This is a genomic window from Streptomyces showdoensis (assembly GCF_039535475.1).
In the GTDB taxonomy this organism is placed as follows: Bacteria; Actinomycetota; Actinomycetes; order Streptomycetales; family Streptomycetaceae; genus Streptomyces; species Streptomyces showdoensis.
Genome location: NZ_BAAAXG010000004.1, coordinates 26,414 through 41,804, shown reverse-complemented (window position 1 = coordinate 41,804; position 15,391 = coordinate 26,414). Strand labels below are relative to the sequence as shown.

Sequence of the window (15,391 nt, the reverse complement as noted above, 5' to 3'; positions counted from 1 at the left end):
GGGTCGCCTCATGACCGCGAATCTCGACGACGTCGACTGGGCGATCATCGCCCGGTTGCAGCAGGAAGCCCGTCTCTCGCTCAGCGAGTTGGGGCGGCGGGTCGGCCTGAGCCCCTCGGCCACCACGGAGCGGGTGCGCCAGCTGGAGGCCCTGGGGGTCATCACCGGCTACCACGCGGCGGTCGACCTGTCGAAGGTCGGCTATCCGGTGCTCGCCGTCGTCCGGTTGAAGTACCCGGGCAACCGGCACCAGCCGCTGCGCCGGCTGCTCTCCGAGCGGCGGGAGATCCTGGAGTGCCTGCGCACCACCGGCGACGACTGCTACACCCTCAAGGTGGCCGCGACCTCGATGGGCCACCTTGAGGCGCTGATGGACGAACTGGCCGGCCTCGGCTCCACGACCACCAGCGTCGTCTACAGCCAGACGCTGCCGTTCCGGGGGCCCGACCGGCCGTGAGGCGGACCTCCGCGGCCCCGAGATGCCGACCCGCCTGCGAGGGCGAACAATTGGCTGAGGAGGCACGAGCCAGGGAGGCCGTACGGCAAGACGCGCTGTAGCCGCCGCCTCCGCTCGGGGACTCCCCTACCGGAACGTGGCCACGTCATGAGCGCAAAGGACCCCGCCACGGGCGGGCTCGCACCGCGTAAGAGTGCCCTCTACCGGCTCGGGCACTGGTGTGCCCGACGGTTCGTCGTCGTCATCGTGCTGTGGCTGGCGGCCCTCGTGGGCCTGCAGTTCGCCAATCGGGCGGTCGGCGGGCAGTACTCCGACAACTTCACGCTCCCCGGAGTGCAGTCGGCCGACGGGCTGGCCGTCCTGAAGGCGCACGACCCCGCCGCCGGCGGGTACGGCGCCCAGATCGTGCTCAACGACCCCTCGAAACCGCTTACCGACGAGGCGTCCGCCGTGAACTCGGCGGTCGCCTCGCTGCAGAAGCTGCCCGACGTGCTCAGCGCCCAGAACCCGCTGCCCCCGCCGGGCACTCCCCCGCCCACGACCCCGTCCTCGGTGCCCAACACCGGGCCGCTGTCCACCGACGGCAAGACCGCGTACATCACCGTGCGGTTCAGCGTCCCGCCGTCCACCCTCGGCACCGAGTACCTCGACGGCGTCGACTCGGCGGTGCAGCCGCTCCGCGACGCGGGCGTCACCGTCGAATACGGCGGCACGCTCGGCGAACTGGCCCGGCCCGCCCCCGACGACCGCACCAGCGAGGCCATCGGCTTCGCGGTGGCCATCGTCGTCCTCCTGATCGGCTTCGGCAGCGTCATCGCGGCCGTCCTGCCGCTGGTCACCGCCCTCATCGGAGCGATCTGCGGGCTCGCCCTGCTCGGCCTGACCGCGGCGGCCTTCACCTTCGGCACGGTCTCACCGACCCTCGCCACCATGATCGGACTGGGCGTCGGCATCGACTACGCCCTGTTCCTCATCACCCGGCACCGTCAGAACATCATGGACGGCCACGATCCCGCCGACTCCGCGGGCCTGGCCACCACCACCAGCGGCCGGGCCGTCCTGGTCTCCGGCTGCACCGTGATCATCGCCCTGTCCGGCCTGTGGGTCTCCGGCGTGACCTTCATCGGCAAACTCGGGCTCGCGGCGGCCTTCACCGTGGTGACCGCCGTGCTCGCGGCCCTCACCCTGGTCCCCGCGATGCTGGGCCTCGTCGGCCGCCGCATCGACCGCTACCACGTCCGCAAACCGGTCGCCGAGACCGACGCCGAGCCGGGCGCGACGGCGCACGGCACCTGGCACCGCTACGCCCAGCGGGTCGAGCGGCGCCCCTGGACCTTCCTCACCTGCGGAGTCGTGACCCTCGTCATCCTGGCCATCCCGCTGTTCTTCATCCAGCTCGGCCACATCGGCGACGGCGCCGACCCCAAGTCCTTCACGGACCGGCGCGCCTACGACCTGATCTCCACCGCCTTCGGACCGGGCGCCAACGGCCCGCTGACCCTCGTCGTCGACCAGACGAACGTGCCGCAGGCGGACCGGGCCGCGCTCGCCACGCAACTCCAGAAGTCCCTCACCGACGTCCCCGACGCGGCCTCCATCACCCAGCTGAAGGCCACCCCGGACGGCGACGTCCTCATCGGCACGGCCTACTCGGTCGCCGCCCCGCAGGACGAGCGCACCACCCAGCTCACCGACCACCTCGTCGACGACGTCCTCCCCCAGGCGGTCGCCGGCACCGACGCGCAGACCTACGTCACCGGCACCACCGCCGCCCAGGTCGACTTCCTGGACATCGTCTCCAGCCGCCTGCCGCTGATCATCGCCGTCGTCGTCGGCCTGGCCTTCCTGGTCATCCTCACCGTGTTCCGCGGCCTCCTCGTCGCGGTCAAGGCGGCCGTGCTCAACGTCCTGTCGATCGCGGCCTCGTACGGGGTCGTCGTCGCCGTCTTCCAGTGGGGCTGGGGCGGTCCGGCGCTCGGCGTCTCCGGCAAGGTGCCCGTCGAGAGCTACGTACCGATGATGATGTTCGCGATCGTCTTCGGCCTGAGCATGGACTACGAGATCTTCCTGCTGTCCCGGGTGCGCGAGGCGTGGCTGCGCACCGGCGACTCCAAGGCGAGCGTCGCGCACGCGCTGGAGATCACCGCCCGGGTGATCACCTGCGCCGCGCTGATCATGGTCAGCGTCTTCGCGGCCTTCATCGTCTCCGACAACATCGTGGTCAAGATGCTGGGCCTCGGCCTCGCGGCGAGCGTCCTCATCGACGCCACGATCGTGCGCCTGCTCCTGGTGCCCGCGGTGATGACCCTGCTCGGGGCCCGCGCCTGGTGGACCCCGCGCTGGCTCGACCGGGTGCTGCCGCACCTGGACACCGAGGGCGAGGCCGCGCTGGAGCGCGACGCAGAGACGCCCGTCCGGCCCAGCTGAGCGGCCCGGCCGGACGGGTCGGGGGGCGGGGGGACGGGGGGCGTGCGGAGGGGTGGGAGGGGGCGGAGGAGCGGGGCCGGGCCGCCGGTGCGGCCGACGCCCTGTGGCAGGCTGGCCCCGTGACCGCACATCAGACGTCCGACCGCCGCACCGACCGCCTCGTCCTCGGCTGCATGGGCCTCGGCGGGAGCTGGGACGAGAGCCCCTACACCGCCGCCGACATCGACGCCGCCGAGGCGACCGTCCACGCCGCCCTGGACAGCGGCATCACCGCCTTCGACCACGCCGACATCTACCGGCACGGCAAGGCGGAGGCCGTCTTCGGCGAGATCCTCGACCGTACGCCGGGGCTGCGCGAGCGGATCACCCTGCAGTCGAAGTGCGGCATCCGGCTCGCCGAGGGCGGCCGGCCCGGAATGTACGACCTGCGCGGCGACACCATCGTGCGGAAGGTCGAGGAGAGCCTCACCCGGCTGCGCACCGACGTCCTCGACGTGCTCCTGCTGCACCGCCCCGACCCGCTCGCCGACCCCGCGGACGTCGCGGAGGCCCTGGAGTCGCTCCACCGGCAGGGTCTGGTGCGCCGGTTCGGCGTCTCCAACATGAACGCGCCGCAGATCGCCCGCCTCCAGGAGCGGCTGAGCCTGCCGCTGACCGCCAACCAGCTGGAGATGAGCCTGCTGCGCCGGGACTGGCTGGAGGACGGCGTGCTCGTGAACACCCCGGCGTCGGCGGCCAACGGCTTCCCCGCGGGCACGATCGAGCACTGCCTCACCCACGGCATCGGCCTCCAGGCCTGGGGACCGCTGGCCCAGGGCCGCTACACCGGACGCCAGGAGACCCCCGAGGAGCACGCGACGGCCGCGCTCGTCGCCGAACTGGCCGAGGCCAAGGGCACGACCCCGGAGACCGTCGTCCTGTGGTGGCTCCAGCGGCACCCGGCCCGCGTCGTCCCGGTCGTCGGCACGACCGACCCGGCCCGCGTCCGCGCCTGCCGGGACGCGGCGGCCGGCGAGCCGCGGCTGACCCACGAGGAGTGGTACACGCTCTGGATCACGGCCCGGGGCTCGGCACTCCCGTAACCCCGGCGCCGACTTCCCACGCGCCGGCCCACCGACCGAGGAAAGGCCAGATGACCGACCGCCCGCCGCAGCCCACCGCCTCCTACCGGCTCCTCCCGGGCGCTGCGCACTCCCCCGTCCTGCTGCACGTGCCGCACTCCTCGCGCGTGATCCCGGACGCGGTCCGCGCCGGCATCGTCCTCGGCGACGAGGAGCTGGAGCGCGAACTGGACCACATCACCGACGCGTACACGGAGGACATCGCCGCCGAGGCCGCGGCGAGCGCCGGCACCACCCCCTGGCGGTTCGTCAACCGGCTCTCCCGGCTGGTCGTCGACCCCGAGCGGTTCCCGGACGAGCGCGAGGAGATGCTGGCCGTCGGGATGGGCGCGGTCTACACCCGCACCACGCACCGGGCCGAGCTGCGGCCGGACGGCTTCGACCCGGCGCCGCTCCTCGACCGCTACTTCCACCCGTACGCCAGGGCGATGGCCGACGCGGTCGCCGAACGCCTGGAGACGGCCGGCCGTGTGGTGATCGTGGACGTCCACTCGTACCCGACGAGGACCCTCCCGTACGAACTGCACGGCGAAGGCCCCCGCCCGTCGGTCTGCCTCGGCACGGACGCCTTCCACACGCCGCCCGCGCTGCTCGCGGCGGCCCGGAATGCGTTCGCCGGGTTCGGCGAGGTCGGCACGGACAGCCCCTTCGCGGGCACGTACGTGCCCCTGGCCCACTACCGGCGCGACCCGCGGGTCGGCGCGCTGATGGTGGAGATCCGCCGCGACGGGTACATGACCGAACCGGGAGGCCCGGCGGGTCCGGGCGTGCGGGCCCTGGGCACCGCCCTCGCCGAGCTGGTCGACGCGCTCGGCGGCCAGGACCCCCAGGCGTCCGGAAACCCTCCCACGGAGGCCGTCGGAAAGGCCCCGGCCTGCGAGGAAGCGTAAAATGAGCCGGGTGAGCGCACGCAGGTACGAGCTGGTGTTCTCCGGCGGCGACGGCGCCGCGGAGGACCTCGTGGTCGTCGCGCGGACCGCCGCCAAGGGGCCCGGCGGACACCCCGTGTACGCCGATCCGACCGGCATCATCCGCGCCGAGATCAGCGACCGCGACGAGGTGCGCGTCCTCGCCTCCGGCGGCCACCAGGAGGCCCCTCAGGGGGTCGTGGCCCGGCCCCTGTCCGACCCCGGCTGAGCCGCGTCCGGCCGCGTGGCCGCGAGGAAGAAGCCCCCGAGCGACCCCGGACGGGTCCGCTGCGGATGCCGCGGCAGCCTCCGCACCGGGACACGGCGTCCGTACGGCGCCGTCTCCACGTCGAAGTCCGTCCCCGGGCCTCCCCGCTCCATCGCTCCCCCGGATCCCCTGGGCCGTGTCCTTCGGACCGGCCCGGGCCCGCCCACCGGGAGAGCCGCCACCGATCGTACGGTCCCGGTGCCGGACCTTCGAACGGAGGGACGCCCGGGGGGCGCGCGTGCGGCTCCCGTCGCCTAAGCTGCCCGGATGACCAGCACCGACCCTTCCGAGTCCACTCCGCGCTACGTGCGCGTCACCATCGAACTCGTCGCCGAGATCACCGACGAGGAGGCGCTCAAGGCCGCCGCCCTCACCCAGGTCAAGGACGACGAGTACCTCGAGGAGGACGAGCGCGCCCAGGCCGTCGAGGCCATCGACGTGGACCCCTCGGGCTCCCTCGCCCACTTCATCGACCCGGTCGCCCTCCTCGGCGCCGTCCCCGGCGTCGAGCTCGCCTCGGCCACCTGGGAGTCCGCGCACACCGAGTTCGACCCCGACGACGAGACCTGGGAGGAGCACTCGCTGGACTGATCGCCCCGCCGGGCGCGATCCTGTCCCGGTACATCGCGCGAGGGGGCAGCATGAAGCCGCTGGAGTCGAACGACCCGGAGTCGGTCGGCGGGGGCAGATACCGACTGGTCGGGCGCCTCGGCCAGGGCGGCATGGGCGTCGTCTACCTCGGCCGTTCGCAGTCCGGCCGGGCGGTCGCCGTCAAGGTCGTCCGCCCCGAGCTGGGCACCGACCCGGAGTTCCTGCGCCGCTTCGCCCGTGAGGTGCAGGCGGCCCGGCAGGTCGGCGGCTTCCACACCGCCCCCGTCGTCGACGCCGACCCGCACGCCGACCCCGCCTGGCTGGTGACGGCATACGTCCCCGGGCCGACCCTGCGCGCGGTCCTGGACCGGGTGGGGCCCCTCCCCGAGGACAGCCTCACCGTCCTCGCCGCGGGCCTCGCGGAGGCCCTGGAGGCGATCCACCGGGCCGGGGTGGTCCACCGCGACCTCAAGCCCGCCAACATCATCATCGCCGAGGACGGCCCCCGCGTCATCGACTTCGGCATCGCGCGGGCCCTGGACGGCACGGCCGCCCTGACCCAGACGGGGTTCCAGGTCGGCACGCCCGGCTATCTCGCGCCCGAGCAGCTCATGGGCGGTGCCATCACCCCGGCCGTGGACATGTTCGCGCTCGGGGTGGTCCTCGCCGAGGCGGCCGGCGGCTCGCCGTTCGGCGACGGGCCGTCGGCCGCCCGGCTGTACCGGGTGGTGCACGAGGAGCCCGACCTGAGCGCCGTCCCGGCGTCGCTGCGCGCCCCCGTCCTGGCCTGCCTGTCCAAGGACCCGGGGGACAGACCCGCCCCCACCGCCTTCCTCCAGTCGCTGACCGTCCGGCACCAGGCGGACGGGGGCTGGCTGCCGGCCGAGGCCACACGGCTGCTCGGCGGGCCCCAGAGCGCTGAGCGGGGCGCCGACGAGGGCGCCGAGCAGGGCGTTCCGTACGGCGCCGGGCAACGTGGCGAGCGGGGCGCCGATCAGAGCGCCGGACACGGTGCCGAGCACGGATCCCCGTACGGAGTCGGGCACGGCGCGCAGCAGGGCGCTCCCGACGCCCGGCCGGAGCCGTCACCGGAACCCGCGGTGACCGTCGCGGCCCCGGAACCGCCCGTCACCGTCCCCGTGCGACCCGCGGACGGCACGGCCGGAACGGAACCCCTCCCCGCCCCGACCCCCACGCTCCCCGGCTCCGGCTCCGGCTCCGGCGGGCCGCGCGAGGGGCGGCGCCCGGCCCGGCGCACCGCCGTCGTCGCCGCTCTGCTCGTGTGCGGCGTCGGCGCCACCGCGGGCCTCCTGGTCTGGCAGCCGTGGACCGGCGCCCCGGGCGGCGGGGACAAGCCGAAGACCGGCGCGTCGTCCGGAACCCCGGGACCCGCCGCGTTCCCGACCGCGCCGCTGCTCGTACGGCAGGACACCGCACCCGGCTGGCCCAAGGCCTGCCACGGGGCGATCGCCGTCCGGCCCGCGGCGACGGACCGGCCCCGGCGCCTGCTGCCCGACGGGACCTGCGACGTCCTGCCGCAATGGGCTCCCGACCGGCGGTCGTTCGCCTTCACCCGGGTCACGCCCGGGGGCACGGCCGTGTGGACGGCGAACGCGGACGGCTCCGGCGAGCGCCGGATCGCGGAGATCTCGGGCGGCCGCGTCTCCTGGTCCCCCGACGGCTCCCGGCTCGCCGTGCTGCGCAAGAAGGACGGGGTGCAGCAGCTGTACGCGGTCGACGTGGCCGACGGCTCCGCGCGGCAGCTCACCAGCGGCACCCGGCGCGTGGAGGACCCCGCCTGGTCGCCGGACGGGACCCGGATCGCGGTCTCCCTGGAGACCACTCCGGGCGACTGGCAGATCCACGTGGTGGACCCGTCCGCCCCCGACGGGGCCCCGCGCCAGGTGACGCGCCTGCCGCACCCGGCACTGGACGCCGTCTGGTCGCCGGACGGCCGTACCTTCGCGTACACGGCGGGCACGTACCAGGGCGGCACCAAGGGCGACATCCGCCTGGTGGGCACGGACGGGACGGGCGACCGGCCGCTGGTGGTGACCGGGGCCCACGAGATGGATCCGGCGTGGTCGGCGGACGGACGCTGGCTGGCCTTCGTCCGCGGCCCGTACGAGACGCCGGCCGTCTGGGCGGTGCGCGCGGACGGAACGGGCGAGCGCAGGCTGACGACCGGCAGCGCCCCGGAGGGCCATCCCGCCTGGCGCTGATCACACAACCTCCGTGCGGGGAGGGGAGGTTGAGCACCCCTCCTCCATCCCGGAACCTTGACAGGGCGAGGGTGACGCTCACATTCTGAGAGCGCTCTCACAGCGGATTCCCCCCACTCGGTCCGTCCCCCCAAGGAGCCCCCGTGCCCTCCCCCACCCGGCGCAGGACCGCCCTCGCCCTCCTCACCCCCGTGGCCGCCGTCGCGGCGCTCGTCGCGCCCTCCCCCAGCGCTCGGGCCACCGCCGAGACCGCCATCGGCCGAGCCGTCACCGGGGCGGCGGCGGCCGTTCCCGCCACCATCCCCCTCACCGTCACGAACGACTCCCGCCGCACCGAGCCGGTCTACCTCTACAACCTCGGCACCGAGCTCTCCACGGGCCGGCAGGGCTGGGCCGACGCGGCCGGTGCCTTCCACCCCTGGCCGGCCGGCGGCCCCGTCCCCGTACCGGCGCCCGACGCCTCCATCCCGGGCCCGGCGGCGGGGCGGTCCCTCACCCTGCGGATGCCCAGGTTCTCGGGGCGGGTCTACTTCAGCTACGGGAAGAAGCTGGTCTTCCAGGTGGCCACGGGCGGGCTCGTGCAGCCCGCCGTCCAGAACCCGAGCGACCCCAACCGGGACATCCTCTTCAACTGGTCGGAGTACACGCTCGACGGCGGCGGGCTGTGGATCAACAGCACCCAGGTCGACATGTTCTCGGCGCCGTACGCCGTCGGCGTGAAGCGGCCGGACGGCGCCGTGGCGACCACCGGGCACCTCAAGCCCGGCGGCTACCGCGGCTTCTTCGACGCGCTGCGCGCCCAGCCCGGCGGCTGGGCGGGGCTGATCCGGACGCGGTCCGACGGCACCCCGCTGCGCGCGCTCGCGCCGGGCCACGGCATCGAGGCGGGCGCGCTGCCACGGGACGCGATGGCCGGCTACGTCGACCGCGTCTGGGCCCGGTACGCCGGAACGACGCTGACCGTGACGCCCTTCGCGGACCGCCCGTCGCTCGCGTACCACGGCCGGGTGTCCGGCGACACGATGAACTTCACCGACGCCTCGGGCGCGGTCGTGACCTCGTTCCGCAAGCCCGACTCGGACAGCGTCTTCGGCTGCCACAAGCTCCTGGACGCCCCGAACGACCAGGTGCGCGGTCCCATCTCCCGTACGCTCTGCGCGGGTTACAACCGCTCGACCCTGCTGACCAACCCCCGCCAGCCGGACACCTCACCGGCGGGCTTCTACCAGGACGCGGTGACCAACCACTACTCCCGCGCGGTGCACGCCCAGATGGCCGACGGCAAGGCGTACGGCTTCGCCTTCGACGACGTCGGCGCGCAGGAGTCGCTGGTCCACGAGGGCGATCCGCGGCAGGCGTTCCTCACGCTGGACCCGCTCGACTGAGCTCCGGGAACGGCGAACGCCCCGCCCCTGCCGTGGTGTTCACGGCGGGGGCGGGGCGCTGCTCGATTCGGCCGCTGCTGCGACCGCGCCCGTTCAGTGCCTCAGAAGGTGAGGTTCCAGGCGTCGATGCGGCCGGTGTCCTGGCTGGCGACGTCCTGGACGCGCAGCTTCCAGGTGCCGTTGGCCACCTCGGAGGAGGCGTTGACGGTGTACGTCTTCAGGACGTCGTCGGCGCTGTCGCTGTTGGAGAAGTCCTCCAGCGGGTACACCGTGCCGTCCGGGGCGACGAGGGTGAGCACGAGGTCGCCGCGGTAGGTGTGCTTGATGTCCACGCCGACCTTGAGGGTGGCGGGGGCGTTGCCGGTGACGCCGGAGACCGCGATGGAGCTCTCGACGGTGGCGTTGTCGACGATGGTGACGTCGTTGAGGTTCTCGAAGTACGGGCCGGTGGGGGGCGTGGTGCCGCCGCCGACCGCCTTCAGGGCGTCGACCGCGCCTTCACCGAAGAAGCCGTTCTTGGCCGTGGTGCCCTGGCAGCGGGTGTCGGACGGGCAGGCCTTGTCGTTCGCCTGGGTGGCGAGCGCGGCGCGGATGTCCGCCGGCGTGTAGGTCGGGTTGGCACTGGCGATCAGGGCCGCGACGCCGGTGACGTGCGGGGAGGCCATCGAGGTGCCGCTCATGTTGCCGTACTTGCCGCCCGGCAGCGTCGAGTAGACCTGGGTGGCGCCGTCGCCGCCCGGCGCGGCGACGTCGATGACGCCGTTGCCGAAGTTGGAGTACGAGGCCTTGGCGCCGCCGCTGGCCTGCGCGGCGACGGTCACGACGCCCGGCAGCTCGGTCGGGATGTCGATGCAGGCGTTGGTGATGGTGCGGGTGACCGGGGTGGAGTCGTTGGGGCTCTCCGAGTCGGTCGTCTTGTTCGCCAGGTCGTAGTTCGAGTTGCCGGCGGCGGCGACCTGGAGCGAGCCCTTGCCCTCGGCGTACGCCTGGGCACGGCGGACGCCCTCGATGATGGCGGCCTGGTCCACGTTGTCCGGGCAGTTGAACTGCCACGGGTCGGTGTAGTAGCTGTTGTTGGTGACCTTGAAGCCGTGGTCACCGGCCCAGACGAAGCCGCAGATGGTGTTCTCGGCGAAGAACAGGCTGCTGGTGGGCTCCGCGATGCGGACCGAGGAGATCTTCACGCCCGGCGCGACGCCGATGACGCCCTTGCCGTTCTTCGCGGCGGCGATCGTGCCGGCGACGTGGGTGCCGTGGGTGCCGACGTCACGCCAGGCGCCGGCGCGGGTGTCCGCCTTGCCGTAGGCGCAGGAGGCGGAGTCGGCGGCGTTGAAGTTGGGCGCGATGTCCTGGTGCTGGTCGTCGACGCCGGTGTCCAGCACACCGACCTTGACCGAGGAGGAACCGGTGCTGACAGCCCAGGCCTGGTCGGCCTTGATCTGGGTCATGTCCCAGCGGTTGGACTCGGTCAGCGTCGTCGTGGCCTGCGTCGGGTTCGCGGGCAGCGCCGGGGAGTAGGCGTCGGCGGGGACGTCGGAGGTACGGGTCGCGCCGACCTGCTGCACACCGGAGACGCCGCGCAGGGTGGCGGCGAAGGAGGCGCTGGTGGAGTGGGCCACGATGACGCCGATGGCGTCGTAGACGGCGAAGTTGGTGCCGCCGTTGGCGGTGACGGCCGTCTGCGCGGAGGCGGTGGCACCGGGGGCGGTGATCACCAGGTAGGCGCGGGTGCCGGCGGCCCAGGCGCCGGCGGCGGTCGCGGTGGTCTGCGGGGCGGTCGCGGCCCGGGTGCTCGCCGTGGCGGCGGGGACCTCGGGTCCGGTCGCCTGCGCGGCCTGGGCGGGGGTGGCGAGGGCGACGGCGGCGCTGACGACGGCAGCGGCCGCGATCGGGAGTCTCAGCCTGCTGGATATGTGGGAAAACAATGCGTCCTCCGATGGCCCGGAGACGCTGGTGGCGCCGTCCGGGTCCTGTGATGTGTGGGGTGGACGCAAGATCCCAGGCCACAGGTACCGGAGGGAAGGATTCTGCCCGGCAAGACCCTTTTCGTTACACGTTGTTGATCTGACGTGACAGCAATCCGACAACATTGGCCCGCACTTGGCGCGGAATGACCCACCCTGGGGCCGCTCCGGGCCCTGCTCGCCGTGGCGGCCCTCACCGCGCCCGTCGCCGCGCCCGTCACCTCACCCCTCACCTCTCCCGTCGCGGCGGGCGCGGGGAGGGGCGTCATGGCGGGCGGGCGCCGAGGGTGTCACGACGGGCGCGGGCAGACCCGTCGGCGGGACCCGAGCCTCCGCCGCGTCCGTCGGGCGGGGGCCCTGGCGCTCCTGCTGACCTCGTCCGCGTGGGCCGCCGGGCCCGCCGCGGCGAATGAAGGTTCGCCCGCCCCGCGGAGCCACGGCGCCAAGCCGACGGTGGTCCTCGTGCACGGCGCGTTCGCCGACGCGTCGGGGTGGAACGACGTGGTCGACCGGCTCCAGCACGAGGGCTATCCGGTCGTCGCCCCGCCGAACCCGCTGCGCGGCCTGAGCAACGACTCCACGTACGTGGCGAGCGTCCTCAAGAGCATCGAGGGCCCGATCGTCCTGGCCGGACACTCCTACGGCGGCGCGGTGATCAGCGGCGCCGCGGCCGGCAACGCCAACGTCAAGGCGCTCGTCTACGTCGCCGCCTTCATGCCGGACAAGGGGGAGTCCCCGGCCGAGCTCTCCGAGAAGTTCCCGGGCAGCGAGCTGGGGACGGCCATCAGGCCCGTCCCGTACACCGACGGCACCGGCAGCGGGACGGACCTGTACATCCAGAACGACAGGTTCCACGGCGTGTTCGCCGCCGACCTGCCCGAGGAGCAGACCCGGATCATGGCGACGGAACAGCGCCCCGTGACGGCCGCGGGGTTCGCCGAGAAGGCGACCGCGGCGGCGTGGAAGACGATTCCGTCCTGGTTCCTGGTGGCCCGGCAGGACAAGGCGATCGCACCCGACCTGGAGCGGTTCGAGGCCGAGCGGGCCAAGTCCCACACGATCGAGATCGACTCCTCTCACGTGGCGATGATGTCCCACCCCGACGTCGTCGCCCACCTGATCCGGCAGGCGGCCGGAGCCACCTGCTGACCTCGGGACGTCCCCCGGACGGCCCGGCCCCCGCTCAGCCGAGGACGAGCGGGAGCCGCGCGGCGAACGGTCCGAGGGCGCTCGCCTCCGCGCCGGTCGCGGTGCGGCGACCGGTGCCGACCAGCAGCGCGTCCTCGTCGGTGAAGGTGGCCGGGAACACGGTCCCCGCGATCCGCTCCAGCGAGGCGCGTGCCGCCGCGAGCGGCGCGGCGGGGGGCCGCGCCGCCGACGGCAGGTGGGCGGTCAGGTCGAGGTGGTGCAGGGTCCATTCGAGGACGTACGCGGAGAGGTAGTCGCCGACCGTCAGCACCTCGTCGCGGGTGCCCACGCGGGCGTCGGGGTCGGCGAGTTCCGCGGCCCGGCCCGCCGCGGACCCCACGTCGTCCAGGTGGAACCTGAGCAGCCCGGGGTCGCCGTAGGCGGCGGCCAGCCGGGGGATCAGGGCGTCCAGCGGATCGTCGCCGGTCGGCGGTTCGACCAGCTTCCAGTAGGTGTACGCGTCCACGGTCGGCGCGGTCGCGGCGGGGGTGGCCAGGGTGATGAGGACGTCCTGGGCGTCGATGACCAGGTGGCACACCAGGTCCCGCACGAGCCAGCCGGCACAGCCGGAGGGCCGCGCGAAGTCCTCGTCCGGGGTGTCGGCGACCGCCGAGAGCAGGGCCGACCAGGAACGGGAGAAGAGGTCCACGTCGGCACGGTAAGGGCGGCCGGAGGGGCGGACAAGCAGGCCGGGCGGGACGGCCCGGTCCGCGCCGCTACCTCCTGGCGGCCGGCGCGGCGGCGGCCGTCCCCTCGGCGCCGAGGCCGGGACCCGGATCGGCAGGCGGGACGAGGCCACGTCCCAGCGGCTCCACCGCCTCCACCGCCTCCCTCAGGGCCGCCGCGACGGACTCCTCCCCGGCCGGGAGCAGCGGCAACCGGACGTCCGGGGTGGGGATGCGCCCCTGGGCGTGCAGGACGCCCTTGACGACGGTGGGATTGGGCTCGGCGAAGAGCAGTGCGGACAGCCGGGCCAGCCGGTGGCCGAGCCCGCGGGCCCGTACCGTGTCGCCCGTCCGCCAGGCCTCGACGAGCTCCGCGAAGCGGCCGGTGGCCAGGTGCGCCGAGGCGAGGATGCCGCCGCTCGCGCCGAGGGCGAGCATCGGCGAGGCGAAGACGTCGTCGCCGGCCAGTACGGCGAAGTCCGGCGGCAGGTCGCCGAGGAGGGTGACGGCGTCCTCGTCGACGGAGCCGGTCGCGTACTTCACCCCGACGACACCCGGCACGCTCCCGAGCGCGCGCAGGGTGGCGGCGTCCAGCGGCCGGCCGGTGCGGTACGGGATGTGGTAGGCGACCAGCGGTACGGGGCTGTCCGCGGCGAGCCGTGCGAAGTGGGCCAGCACTCCTTCCGGCGAGGGCCGCACGAAGGCGGGCACGGTGACCAGGGCGGCGCGGGCCTCCGGCCACCGCCCGAGGCCGGCGAGGTCCCGGCCGACGGCGGCCGTGGCGCCGCCGGACGCGCCGACCACGAGCTGGGCGCCGCGCTCGCGGCAGACCCGCGCGCAGGTGTCGACGACGGCCCGGCGCTCGTCCGCGTCGAGCGCGCCCGCCTCTCCGGTCGTGCCGAGCGCGACGATGCCGGCGGCGCCGTCGTCGAGGACGGAGCGGGCGAGGCCGGCCAGGGCGTCGAGGTCGGGGCGGCCGTCGCGCGCGAAGGGCGTGATGAGGGGGACGTGGATCCCGTAGGGGCTGAAGTCCTGTGCATGTGCCATGGAACGAGGGTGGGCGCGCCGGACCCCTCAGGTCCAGTTCGCTTTTCCGATCCGAAACGTAAGCTGAGCTGATGCTCGATGTACGACGCCTGCGCCTGCTGCGCGAACTGGCCCTGCGCGGGACCATCGCCGCCGTCGCGGAAGCCCTGGCCTTCACCCCGTCCGCCGTGTCGCAGCAGCTCGGCACCCTGGAGCGGGAGGCCGGGGTGCCGCTGCTCGAACGGACCGGGCGGCGGGTGCGGCTGACGCCCGCCGGGGAGAAGCTGGTCCGGCACGCCGAGGCGGTGCTCGAACGCCTCGAACTGGCCTCCGCCGAGCTCGCCGAGGCGCGCGGCGGTCCGGCGGGGCCGCTGCGCATCGGCGCCTTCCCGACCGCGACCCGTGCCATCCTGCCGGGGGCGCTGGTGCTGCTCGCCGCCCGGCACCCGGCGCTCGAACCGATGGTCTCGGAGGTGGACCCGGCCGGCGTGGCGCACGCCCTGCGCGCGGGGGACCTGGACGTGGCACTCGTCCACGGCTACGACCTGGTGCCGGCGGCGCTCGAACCGGGGCTCGCGGAGGAGCCGCTGTGCGAGGAGGCCATGTTCCTCGCCACGCGCGAGCCCGGGGCCGAGCCTGGGGCCGAGCCCGGGGCCGGGGCCGAGCCCGAGCCCGGGGCCGAGCCTGGGGCCGAGCCCGGGGCCGAGCCCGGGGCCGAGCCCGGGGCCGGGGCGGACTCCGGCCGGGCCTCGGGAGGTCCGGGCGACCTCTCGGCCCTCACCCCCTGGCGGGACGCGCCCTGGATCGTGTCGGCGCCGGACACCCTCTGCCGCGCCGTCACCGAACGGGTCTGCCGGGCCGCCGGGTTCGCGCCCCGGGTACGGCATCAGGTGGACGAGTTCGCCACCGTGCTGGCCTTCGTGGCGGCCGGCCAGGGCGTGGCGGTCGTCCCGCAGTTGGGGGCGCTGGCGCCCCCGCCGGACGTGCGCCTCACGCCGCTCCCGGTACGGCGGCGCACCAGGGTCGCCTTCCGCGGCGGCGCGGCCCCGCACCCCGCGGTCGCCGCCCTCACCCGGGCTCTGCGCGACTCCGTACCGGCGGTGCTGGGCGGCGCACCGGCGCCCGGCGCGGCATCGCGTTCCGTGTGACCGCGTGGCCCCGATGGGGCG

At 74.4% G+C, this 15,391-nt stretch carries 13 protein-coding genes; 10 read left to right on the top strand and 3 right to left on the bottom strand.

Annotation, left to right across the window (positions count from 1 at the left end; translation table 11 throughout):
• The first annotated feature begins 10 nt into the window (after nucleotides 1-10).
• The 8 genes from ABD981_RS02230 to ABD981_RS02195 all read left to right on the top strand — a co-directional run bounded on the left by ABD981_RS02230 (nucleotide 11) and on the right by ABD981_RS02195 (nucleotide 9,379).
• The gene (locus ABD981_RS02230; protein WP_046908185.1) at nucleotides 11-457 is read left to right on the top strand and encodes an Lrp/AsnC family transcriptional regulator; all 447 of its coding nucleotides are present in this window, start codon (nucleotides 11-13) and stop codon (nucleotides 455-457) included.
• Nucleotides 458-604: 147 nt separating this feature from the next.
• Complete coding sequence (locus tag ABD981_RS02225; RefSeq protein ID WP_046908186.1) at nucleotides 605-2,884, top strand: MMPL family transporter; 2,280 nt, start codon at nucleotides 605-607, stop codon at nucleotides 2,882-2,884.
• 173 nt (nucleotides 2,885-3,057) lie between these two features.
• Nucleotides 3,058-3,966 (top strand): aldo/keto reductase, encoded by a 909-nt coding sequence (locus tag ABD981_RS02220; protein WP_046905908.1) that lies wholly within the window; start codon nucleotides 3,058-3,060, stop codon nucleotides 3,964-3,966.
• Between the two features lie 50 nt (nucleotides 3,967-4,016).
• Nucleotides 4,017-4,895, top strand: coding sequence for an N-formylglutamate amidohydrolase (locus tag ABD981_RS02215; protein ID WP_046905753.1), 879 nt, complete (start codon nucleotides 4,017-4,019; stop codon nucleotides 4,893-4,895).
• A 1-nt stretch (nucleotide 4,896) separates the two neighbouring features.
• Nucleotides 4,897-5,142, top strand: a complete 246-nt coding sequence (locus tag ABD981_RS02210) for a DUF6296 family protein (protein WP_046905754.1) — start codon at nucleotides 4,897-4,899, stop codon at nucleotides 5,140-5,142.
• Nucleotides 5,143-5,448: 306 nt separating this feature from the next.
• Nucleotides 5,449-5,772, top strand: a complete 324-nt coding sequence (locus ABD981_RS02205; protein WP_046905755.1) for a hypothetical protein — start codon at nucleotides 5,449-5,451, stop codon at nucleotides 5,770-5,772.
• 50 nt (nucleotides 5,773-5,822) lie between these two features.
• Nucleotides 5,823-7,994 carry a protein kinase domain-containing protein gene (locus tag ABD981_RS02200; RefSeq protein WP_046905756.1) on the top strand — a complete coding sequence of 724 codons (2,172 nt, stop codon included), beginning with the start codon at nucleotides 5,823-5,825 and terminating at the stop codon, nucleotides 7,992-7,994.
• A 143-nt stretch (nucleotides 7,995-8,137) separates the two neighbouring features.
• Entirely contained in the window at nucleotides 8,138-9,379 is a 1,242-nt protein-coding gene (locus tag ABD981_RS02195) for a glycoside hydrolase family 64 protein (protein WP_382747533.1), read from the top strand.
• A 101-nt stretch (nucleotides 9,380-9,480) separates the two neighbouring features.
• Here the strand turns inward: ABD981_RS02195 and ABD981_RS02190 are convergent, their stop codons facing one another.
• Nucleotides 9,481-11,304 (bottom strand): S8 family serine peptidase, encoded by a 1,824-nt coding sequence (locus ABD981_RS02190; RefSeq protein WP_240495079.1) that lies wholly within the window; start codon nucleotides 11,302-11,304, stop codon nucleotides 9,481-9,483.
• A 222-nt stretch (nucleotides 11,305-11,526) separates the two neighbouring features.
• On the opposite strand from ABD981_RS02190, the gene ABD981_RS02185 reads away from it, so the two are divergent.
• Complete coding sequence (locus ABD981_RS02185) at nucleotides 11,527-12,492, top strand: alpha/beta fold hydrolase (protein WP_240495080.1); 966 nt, start codon at nucleotides 11,527-11,529, stop codon at nucleotides 12,490-12,492.
• 34 nt (nucleotides 12,493-12,526) lie between these two features.
• Here ABD981_RS02185 and ABD981_RS02180 read toward each other — a convergent pair whose 3' ends face one another.
• Nucleotides 12,527-13,180 (bottom strand): maleylpyruvate isomerase N-terminal domain-containing protein, encoded by a 654-nt coding sequence (locus tag ABD981_RS02180; protein ID WP_046905759.1) that lies wholly within the window; start codon nucleotides 13,178-13,180, stop codon nucleotides 12,527-12,529.
• Nucleotides 13,181-13,247: 67 nt separating this feature from the next.
• The gene (locus ABD981_RS02175) at nucleotides 13,248-14,243 is read right to left on the bottom strand and encodes a dihydrodipicolinate synthase family protein (protein WP_123954121.1); all 996 of its coding nucleotides are present in this window, start codon (nucleotides 14,241-14,243) and stop codon (nucleotides 13,248-13,250) included.
• 71 nt (nucleotides 14,244-14,314) lie between these two features.
• Between ABD981_RS02175 and ABD981_RS02170 the strand changes: the two genes are divergently transcribed.
• On the top strand, nucleotides 14,315-15,370 hold the full coding sequence (locus ABD981_RS02170; RefSeq protein WP_046905760.1) for a LysR family transcriptional regulator: 1,056 nt from the start codon (nucleotides 14,315-14,317) through the stop codon (nucleotides 15,368-15,370).
• The last annotated feature ends 21 nt before the right edge of the window (nucleotides 15,371-15,391 follow it).